Origin of the sequence: Noviherbaspirillum sp. (assembly GCF_035627455.1) — a bacterium.
Lineage (GTDB): Bacteria > Pseudomonadota > Gammaproteobacteria > Burkholderiales > Burkholderiaceae_D > Noviherbaspirillum.
This window is the reverse complement of record NZ_DASPLS010000006.1, coordinates 19,015-27,730: the sequence shown is the minus strand read 5'-3', so window position 1 is coordinate 27,730 and position 8,716 is coordinate 19,015. Positions and strand designations below refer to the sequence as shown.

The following is an 8,716-nucleotide window of genomic DNA, read 5'->3' as shown; positions in this document are numbered from 1 at the left end:
GGGGCGGACGACGACGAGCTGCATGGCGGCGGCGGGAACGACAAGGTCGGCAGTGCCGCCGGCAACGACCGGATTTTCGGCGACGACGGGGACGACGCGCTGTTCGGCGGTGCCGGACAGGACCTGGTGTGCGGCGGCAGGGGCACCGATACCGTGACCTATGGCCAGAACCGCGCCGATTACGCGATCGAGCGCAACGGCAAAATCGTCACGGTGCGCTCGCTGAAGGATGCGACCGATGCCGATACCTTGGTCAACGTGGAAAAGATCAGCTTCGGCGACGGCACGCTGACCGTTTCGGACGACGGCGCGCCGGCGGCGCTGCCGGAGCTCGTCGCCGGGCTGTATGCGGCATTCTACAAACGGGCGCCGGACAATGCCGGATTGCAGTACTGGATCGAACAGGCGAACGCCGGCCAGCTGAGCCTGCGCGACATGGCCGACCGGTTCGCGGGCATTGCCAAGTTCGGCGAGCTGTATCCGGATTCCCTGTCCACGGAAGCATTCGTCGCGAAGATCTACCAGAACGTCCTCGGCATCCAGGGCGACCAGGCGGGCCGCGCATTCTGGGCGAAGATGATCGATTCCGGGGTGAGCCGCACGGAATTCGTGGCCGACTTCGTGACTTCGGCGCTGAACTTCGACGCCGGCACGACCACCGTCACCGGCACCGATCTGGCGAATGCGAACATGGCGAAAAACACCCTGAGCAACAAGGTCGAAGTCGGCCTGCATTTCGCCGCGACGCTCGCCGCGAAGTCGAACGGCGGCGTCGATTCCGATCCGTACAAGCAGTCGGTCGAGGTGCTGTCCGGCGTCAGCGACAACAGCCAGTCGGTGGAGGATGCGGTCGTCAGGATCGACCTGATCGGCGGCCATACCGGTTACGGCAGCGCGGTGCCGGTACAGGGCATCTTCCTGTGAAGGGAAATGCCCTTGAAACGCAGCATTGTTTCTATCGCGGCATGAACGGGAGAACGGGAGCGGCCGAGTCAGGACTTCAGGGTGGCGTCCTTGTCCCGGGGTGCATGATCCGGTCCCCGCCGTTCAGGTCTTGCCGAAGCGCGGCGGACGCTTTTCAATGAAGGCGGCGATGCCTTCCGCCAGGTCCGGCGACGCGGCCGCTTGCGCGAAATTCTCGATTTCATCGTCGAGCTGCCGCGCCAGCGGCGTCGTTTCCGCCTGGTACACGAGCCGCTTCATGCGCGCATGCGAGCCATGCGGTCCGGCCAGCAGCCGGGCGACCAGCGCATCGGTCGCCGCGCGCAAGCCGTCCGCCGGCACCACCTGGTTGACCACGCCATATGCCAGCGCGGTGTCGGCGTCGAAGTTGTCGGACAACAGCAGCCACTCCAAAGCCTTGCGCGGTCCGACGAGACGCGGCAGGAACCAGGAATTGCCGGCGTCCGGGCTGGCACCGATTCGCGCATAGGCCAGGTTGAACTTCGTGTCTTTCGCCGCGATCACGAGGTCGGCCACGCACACCAGTCCCATGCTGCCCCCTGCCACCGCGCCGTGCACCGCCGCCACCACGATCGCCGGCAGCTCGCGCAGCCGCAGGATGGCCGGGTTCAGGTCGCGTCCGATTTCGCGCAGCACGGCCGGCGCGTCGACGCGGTCGGGGCGCAGGCTGGCAAGGTCGCCGCCGACGCCGAAGGCCGGCCCCTCGGAACGCAGCAGGACCACCCGCACGCCGGGCACGGCGGCGACCTGTTGTGTGACCCGGTTGAGTTCCGCGATCTGTTCCCTGCCCATTGCATTGAGCGTGGCCGGGTTGTCGAATACGACGGTGGCTAGGCCGCCGTCGATGGATAGGCGCGTCGTCATGGTCTCCGTCCTCCTGTTGACTGGGGCGATGGAAGCGATCCTAGACCCGGGTCTGATAAAAAGCAACTGCTTGGTTGCTAAAGAAAAGTAAGCTTGTTACACTTCGTCAAAAAGAGCGACGGCGGCTGTGATCACCGAGCCGGCGGACGCACCATACGGATATCCACGTGGTACGCTGCGCGGAGGAGACATGCAGGTATTGCAGATTGCCCTTAGCGGTATAGCACAGGGCTGCATTTACGGTTTGATCGCGCTCGGCTTTGTTCTCATTTACAAGGCGACGGAGACGGTCAATTTCGCGCAGGGCGAGCTGATGATGCTCGGCGCGTTTCTCGGCCTGACCGGCGCCACCGTGCTCGGCCTTCCGTTCTGGGCGTCAATCGGCGCGACCATGCTGGTCATGTTCCTGTTCGGCATGTTGCTCGAACGCAGCCTGCTGCGCCCCCTGCTCGGCCAGCCGGCGTTCACGATCGTGATGGTGACCATCGGCTTCGCCTACTTCGCGCGCGGCGTCGTCACGATGATCCCGTCCTGGGGCACCGATACCCATAGCCTCCCGGTTCCGTACAAGGATGAGCTGTTGCGCTTCGGCGAGCCGGACGCGTCGGGCGTGCAGCTGGTGGTCAGCGTCGAACATCTGGCGATCATCCTCGCCACTGCGCTGCTGTGCGCGATCCTGTTCCTGTTCTTCCGCTATACCCGTCTCGGCATCGCGATGCAGGCAGCGTCCCAGAACCAGCTCGCCGCGTTCTACATGGGCATCCCGGTGCGCCGCCTGAACGCGCTGGTCTGGGGCATCAGCGCCGGCGTGGCAGCGTGTGCGGGCATCCTGCTCGCGCCGGTCACCTTCGTTCACTCCAACATGGGATTCATCGGGATGAAAGCCTTCCCCGCCGCGGTGGTGGGCGGCTTCGGCAGCATTCCCGGCGCGATCGTCGGCGGTCTCGTGATCGGGCTGGTCGAGTCGTTTTCCGGCTTCTACCTGCCGGAGGGATTCAAGGACATTGCCGCTTACATCGTGGTGTTGCTGATGCTTACCGTGAAGCCGAACGGCCTGTTCGGCGACAGCCTGCGCAAGCGCGTTTGAGGAGCCGGGGCAAGATGCGTTTTCTTTTCAAGACCGATTACAACCAGGATATCCGGCTCGTCAAGCACAGCGGCATGGCGTTCTGGTACGGCCTGCTCGGCGTGCTGCTGCTGGCGGCGCCGCTGCTGCTGTCCGAATACTTTCTTTCGCAGCTGGTTTTCATCCTGATCTACGCGATGGTCGGCCTCGGGCTGATGCTGCTGTCCGGCTTCACCGGCCAGGTGTCGATCGGGCATGCCGCCTTCCTCGCGGTGGGCGCCTATACCGAAGCCTACCTGCAGAGCCGGGGCTGGCCGTTCGCCGCATCGCTGGCCGCGGCCGCCTTCCTGTCGGCGGTTGCCGGCGTCGTCGTCGGCCTGCCGGCGCTGCGCACCAAGGGCATGTACCTCGCGATCGCAACGCTCGCCTTCGGCTTCATCGTCGAGGAGGCGGTGGTGCGCGCCGAAAGCATCACCGGCGGCAACTCCGGCAAGCAGGTGGGCCGGATCGAGCTGTTCGGCTTTCCCCTCGACAGCGAGGAGCGCTTCTATTACCTGACGCTGGCGCTGACCGTCGGCGTCACGCTGCTCGTGCTGAACCTGCTGCGCAGCCCGACCGGCCGCGCGTTCGTCGCAGTGCGCGATTCGGAAATCTCGGCGCAGAGTATGGGCATTCATCTGGCCCGCTACAAGACGATCGCCTTCGCGCTCTCCGCGGCGATCGCCGGCGTGGCCGGTGCGGTGTACGCGCACAAGCTGCGTTTCATTTCGCCGGAACAGTTCACCTTCGTGCAGTCGATCGAGCTGCTGATGATGATCGTCATCGGCGGGCTCGGTTTCGTGCACGGCGCCTTCTTCGGCGCCGCATTCTGGGTCGTCGCGCAGCAGCTGATCGTGCTGGCCAAGGATTACCTGCCGCCGTGGATCGGCCAGCAGGCGGGTCTGCAACCGACAGTGTTCGGCGTGATCCTGATCGCCTTCGTGCTGTTCGAGCCGCTCGGGCTGTACGGGCGCTGGCTGAAGGTGCGGACCTACCTGGAACTGTTCCCGTTCTACCGGCGCGGCATGTTCCGGCGCCAGAAGTCGTACATGAAATCGGAGCGGCTGAAATGACGGCACCCCTGCTGCAGGCAAGCAACCTCACCGTGCGCTTCGGCGGCCTGACCGCGGTCAACAACGTCAGCTTTTCGGTGCAGGAAGGCGAGATCTTCACGCTGATCGGCCCCAACGGCGCCGGCAAGACCACCACCTTCAACCTGATCAGCGGGCTGTACCGTCCCACCAGCGGCAGCATCAGCTTCCGCGGCGAGACGCTGACCGGGCTGCCGCCGCACCGGATCGCGGAAAAAGGCATCGCGCGCACTTTCCAGAACATCGAACTGTTCGAGCACGCGACCGTTCTGCAGAACCTGCTGATCGGCAGGCACACGCAGCGGCGCACCGCGCTGTGGCAGGAACTGCTGTTCACCCCCGCCACGCGCCGCGCCGAGCTTGCGTTCCGGGCCGAAGTCGAGAAAGTCATCGATTTTCTCGACCTGCAGCATTACCGCGACAGCCTCGTCGCATCCCTGCCCTACGGCGTGCGCAAGGTGGTGGAACTGGCGCGCGCGCTGTGCATGCAGCCGAAGCTGCTGCTGCTGGACGAGCCGTCATCCGGGCTCAATACCGAAGAGACGGACGACATGGCGTTCTGGATCGAAGACATCCGCACCGATCTCGGCATCACCGTGATCATGGTCGAGCACGACATGTCGCTGGTCAGCCGCGTGTCCGACCGCGTGCTGGCGCTGAATTACGGCGAAGTGCTGGCGAGCGGGAAGTCGGCCGAGGTGCAGGCCGATCCGGCGGTCATCGAAGCCTACCTGGGAGGGGTTGCCGCATGAGCGACGCGATTCTCCAGCTGAACAACATCGAGAGCAGTTACGGCCCGGTGAAGGCGATCCGCGGCGTCAGCCTTGGCGTCAGGCGCGGCAGCATCGCCACCGTGCTCGGCTCCAACGGCGCCGGCAAGTCGACCATCCTGAAGACCATTTCCGGCATCATCGACCCGCAAAAGGGATCGATCCTGTTCGAGGGCGAGCCGATCCAGAAGAAGGATCCGGCGGAGATCGTGCGCCGCGGGATCGTCCATGTGCCGGAGGGGCGCGAGGTATTCCCGCTGCTGTCGGTCTACGACAACCTGCTGATGGGCAGCTTCACGCGCAGCGACCGGGATGCGGTGGCGCGCGACATCGAGGCGGCCTACGCCTATTTCCCTATCCTGAAGGAACGCGCGCGCCAGGAAGCCGGCCTGCTGTCGGGCGGACAGCAGCAGATGCTGGCGATCGCACGCGGCCTGATGGCGCAGCCGAAGGTGATGCTGCTCGACGAACCCAGCCTCGGGCTGTCGCCCAAGCTGACCCGGGAAATCTTCGAAATCATCCGCCGCATCAACGGCGAGCGCGGCACCACCATCCTGCTAGTGGAGCAGAACGCGCAGGTGGCGCTGCACTATGCCGATTACGGCTACGTGCTCGAGGTCGGACGCGTCGTGATGGAAGACCGGTGCGCGGTGTTGCGGGACAAGGATGACATCAAGGAATTCTATCTCGGCATCAAGGATGCGGGCGTGCGCGGCCAGCGCCGCTGGAAGCGCAAGAAAAACTGGCGTTAGGACGGCACCCATGAGCTTTTCCCAAGGCAAGGCGACCGGCGCTCCGGTCATCCCCGGCGACACCATTTCGCAGATGTTCTGGAACGCGGCGCAGCAGCGCGCCGACCGCGTCTGCCTGCGCCAGAAGGAATTCGGCATCTGGCAGAGCATGACCTTCGGCGAACTGGCGCAGGTGGTGCGCGAGGTGGGGCAAGGCCTGGTATCGCTCGGGCTGGAACCGGGCGAATGCGTGTCCATCCTGTCCAACACCAAGCGGGAATGGCTGTATGCGGATCTCGCGGTGCTGTGCGCCGGCGGCGTGTCGAACGGCATCTACCCGACCGATTCCGCCGCCCAGGTCGAATACCTGATGCAGGATTCCGGCTCGGTCTACCTGTTTGTGGAAGACGAGGAACAGCTCGACAAGGCGCTCGAGGTGAGGGACAAGCTGCCCGGCCTGCGCAAGATCATCGTGTTCGACATGGAGGGCTTGCGCGACCTGGACGACGACCAGGTGCTGAGCCTGGGCATGCTGCGCTCGCTCGGCCGCGCCTATGACGCGGCCGACCGGCTGCATCCGGAACAGTGGCTGGAACGGGTGCGGATGCGCCAGCCGTGCGACCTCGCCATCCTCATCTACACCTCCGGCACCACCGGCAAGCCGAAGGGGGCGATGCTGTCCCACCGCAACGTCATCACCGCGGTGCGCGGTTTCAAGGACGTGATCCCGCAGGACGACTCGGACGAGCGGATGTGCTTCCTGCCGCTGTGCCACGTCGCCGAACGGCTGGGCGGCGTGTATTACTCGCTGTATACCGGCGCGCGCCTGAATTTCGTGGAAAACCCGGAAACGATTCCCGAAAACGTGCGCGAAATCGCGCCGACGGTATTCCTGGCGGTGCCGCGCATCTGGGAGAAATTCTATTCCGGCGTGATGATCGCGCTGTCGGAAGCGACGCGGCTGGAAAAGTTTGCCTACCGTACCGCGATTGGCGTCGGGCGCAAGGCGGCGGTCTACCTGGAACGGGGCGAGCGGGTGCCGGCCGGGCTCGGCTTCCTGTTCCTGCTGGCCCGCGTGCTGGTACTGAACAATGTGCGCAAGCTGATCGGCATCCACCGCTGCCGGCACATCACTACCGGCGCGGCGCCGATCTCGCCCGACCTGGTGCGCTGGTACCTGTCGCTCGGCGTGCCGATGCTGGAAGTCTGGGGCATGACCGAGACCTCCGGCGGCGGCACCGCGACACCGATGTCGCGCATCAAGCCTGGCATGATCGGCAGGCCGGCGCCGTTCAACGAGGTCCGCGTCGATCCCGCCACCAATGAAATCCTGGTCCGCGGCGACAACGTGTTCATGGGTTACCTGAACCAGCCGGACAAGACCGCCGAGACGATCGACGCCGACGGCTGGCTGCACACCGGCGACGTCGGCCGGGTCGACGACGACGGCTTCCTGAAGATCACCGACCGGATGAAGGACATCATCATCACCGCCGGCGGCAAGAACATCACGCCGTCGGAACTGGAAAACGAGCTCAAGTTCTCGCCCTATATCACCGACGCGGTGGTCATCGGCGACAAGCGCCCTTACCTGGTCTGCCTGATCATGATCGACCAGGACAACGTCGAAAAATACGCGCAGGACCACGACATCCCGTTCTCGAACTACGCCAGCCTGTGCCGCGCGCCGGAAATCCAGGCGCTGATCGGCGCCGAGCTGCAGAAGGTCAACCAGAAATTCGCGCGCGTCGAACAGATCAAGAAATTCCGCCTGATTGAGCAAAAGCTCGGCGCCGAGGACGAAGAGCTCACGCCGACCATGAAGCTCAAGCGCAATTTCGTCAACAAGAAATACGCGTCACTCATCGACAGCATGTACCAGGAAGCCTGACGCCGGCGCCGGCCGGAGCAAGCTTCAACCGATCCATCGTCCCACCTTTCAGAAGGAGGCAACATGAAACAGACAGCACGCCACATCCTTGCGCCGATCGCACTGCTCGGCCTGCTTGCCGCCGGCGCCCCGGCACAGGCACAGAACCAGGGCGTGACGAAAAATGAAATCGTGCTCGGCACGATCCAGGACCTGTCCGGCCCGATCGCCGGCTTCGGCAAGCAGGCGCGCAACGGCATCCAGATGCGGGTCGAGGAAATCAACGAGGCCGGCGGCATCCACGGCCGCAAGCTGAAGCTGGTGGTCGAGGACAGCGGCTACGATCCGAAGAAGGGCTTGCTGGCGACGCAGAAGATGGTGCAGCAGGACAAGATCTTCGCGATGATCGGCACCATCGGCACCGGCGTCGTGATGGCGTCGCTGCCGACGCTGCTGGAAAAAAATGTCCCGAACCTGTTTCCGCTGACCGCGGCGCGTGAAGTGTACGATCCGGTGCACAAGCTCAAGTATTCGTTCGCGGCGCCCTACTTCGACCAGGCCAGGAGCGGCGTGAAGTTCATGCAGAAGGAGCGCGGCGCGAAGAAATTCTGCGTGATCTACCAGGATGACGACTTCGGCCTCGAGGTGCTGCGCGGCGCGGAGGCGGGCCTGAAGGACATCGGCATGAGCTTCGCGGAAAAGACCAGCTACAAGCGCGGCGCCACCGACTTCTCGTCGCAGGTGGCCAAGATGCGCGGATCGGGTTGCGACACGGTGGTCATGGGCACCGTGATCCGGGAGACGATCGGCACCATCGCCGAAGCGCGCAAGACCGGCTGGAGTCCGAACTTCATCGGCACCAGCGCCTCCTACACCGAACTGATCCACAAGCTCGGCGGCAAGGCGATGGATGGCTTCTACTCCGCCTTCCAGGTCGCCGTGCCCTACCTGGACGACCCGTCCAGGAACGTGCGCGACTGGGGCACCAAGTACAAGTCGAAATTCAACGAAGATCCGAGCGTGTTTTCCGCCTACGGCTACTCGATGGTCAACCTGTTCGCGATGGCCGCCGAAAAGGCCGGCCCGAACCTGAATGTCGACAGCTTCGTCGATGCGCTCGAAAAAACCACCTACAGCCGCGACATGTTCGGCAGCCCGGAATACAAGTTCACCAAGACGAACCACCTGGGCAACGCCAAGTCGCGCATCGGCCAGATCCAGAACGGCAGGTGGGTCGCGGTAACCGACTACCTGGATTACTGACGCGTAGCCAACGTCACTTCAGCCCGCCTTGCGCGGGCTTTTTTTCGTCTTGCGCCAAT

The 8,716-nt window shown here is 64.3% G+C and carries 8 protein-coding genes; 7 read left to right on the top strand and 1 reads right to left on the bottom strand.

Annotated elements, in window-relative coordinates; translation table 11 throughout:
- Positions 1 to 924: DUF4214 domain-containing protein (locus VEC01_RS00800; protein ID WP_324897784.1), on the top strand; the 924-nt coding region annotated here is incomplete at its 5' end.
- A 123-nt stretch (positions 925 to 1,047) separates the two neighbouring features.
- On the opposite strand, the gene VEC01_RS00795 is transcribed toward VEC01_RS00800, so the two are convergent.
- Positions 1,048 to 1,827, bottom strand: coding sequence for an enoyl-CoA hydratase/isomerase family protein (locus VEC01_RS00795; RefSeq protein ID WP_324897783.1), 780 nt, complete (start codon positions 1,825 to 1,827; stop codon positions 1,048 to 1,050).
- Between the two features lie 190 nt (positions 1,828 to 2,017).
- Between VEC01_RS00795 and VEC01_RS00790 the strand changes: the two genes are divergently transcribed.
- The 6 genes from VEC01_RS00790 to VEC01_RS00765 all read left to right on the top strand — a co-directional run bounded on the left by VEC01_RS00790 (position 2,018) and on the right by VEC01_RS00765 (position 8,657).
- Positions 2,018 to 2,914, top strand: coding sequence for a branched-chain amino acid ABC transporter permease (locus tag VEC01_RS00790; RefSeq protein ID WP_324897781.1), 897 nt, complete (start codon positions 2,018 to 2,020; stop codon positions 2,912 to 2,914).
- A 14-nt stretch (positions 2,915 to 2,928) separates the two neighbouring features.
- Complete coding sequence (locus VEC01_RS00785; protein ID WP_324897779.1) at positions 2,929 to 4,005, top strand: branched-chain amino acid ABC transporter permease; 1,077 nt, start codon at positions 2,929 to 2,931, stop codon at positions 4,003 to 4,005.
- Positions 4,002 to 4,775: an ABC transporter ATP-binding protein gene (locus VEC01_RS00780; protein ID WP_324897777.1), complete on the top strand. Its 774-nt coding sequence runs from the start codon at positions 4,002 to 4,004 to the stop codon at positions 4,773 to 4,775. The genes VEC01_RS00785 and VEC01_RS00780 overlap by 4 nt, the downstream gene beginning before the upstream one ends.
- A complete protein-coding gene (locus VEC01_RS00775) occupies positions 4,772 to 5,545 on the top strand; it encodes an ABC transporter ATP-binding protein (RefSeq protein WP_324897775.1) in 774 nt (257 codons plus the stop codon). The genes VEC01_RS00780 and VEC01_RS00775 overlap by 4 nt, the downstream gene beginning before the upstream one ends.
- Positions 5,546 to 5,555: 10 nt before the next feature.
- Positions 5,556 to 7,415: a long-chain fatty acid--CoA ligase gene (locus VEC01_RS00770; protein ID WP_324897773.1), complete on the top strand. Its 1,860-nt coding sequence runs from the start codon at positions 5,556 to 5,558 to the stop codon at positions 7,413 to 7,415.
- 63 nt (positions 7,416 to 7,478) lie between these two features.
- Positions 7,479 to 8,657 (top strand): ABC transporter substrate-binding protein, encoded by a 1,179-nt coding sequence (locus VEC01_RS00765; RefSeq protein ID WP_324897771.1) that lies wholly within the window; start codon positions 7,479 to 7,481, stop codon positions 8,655 to 8,657.
- Positions 8,658 to 8,716 lie beyond the last annotated feature (59 nt).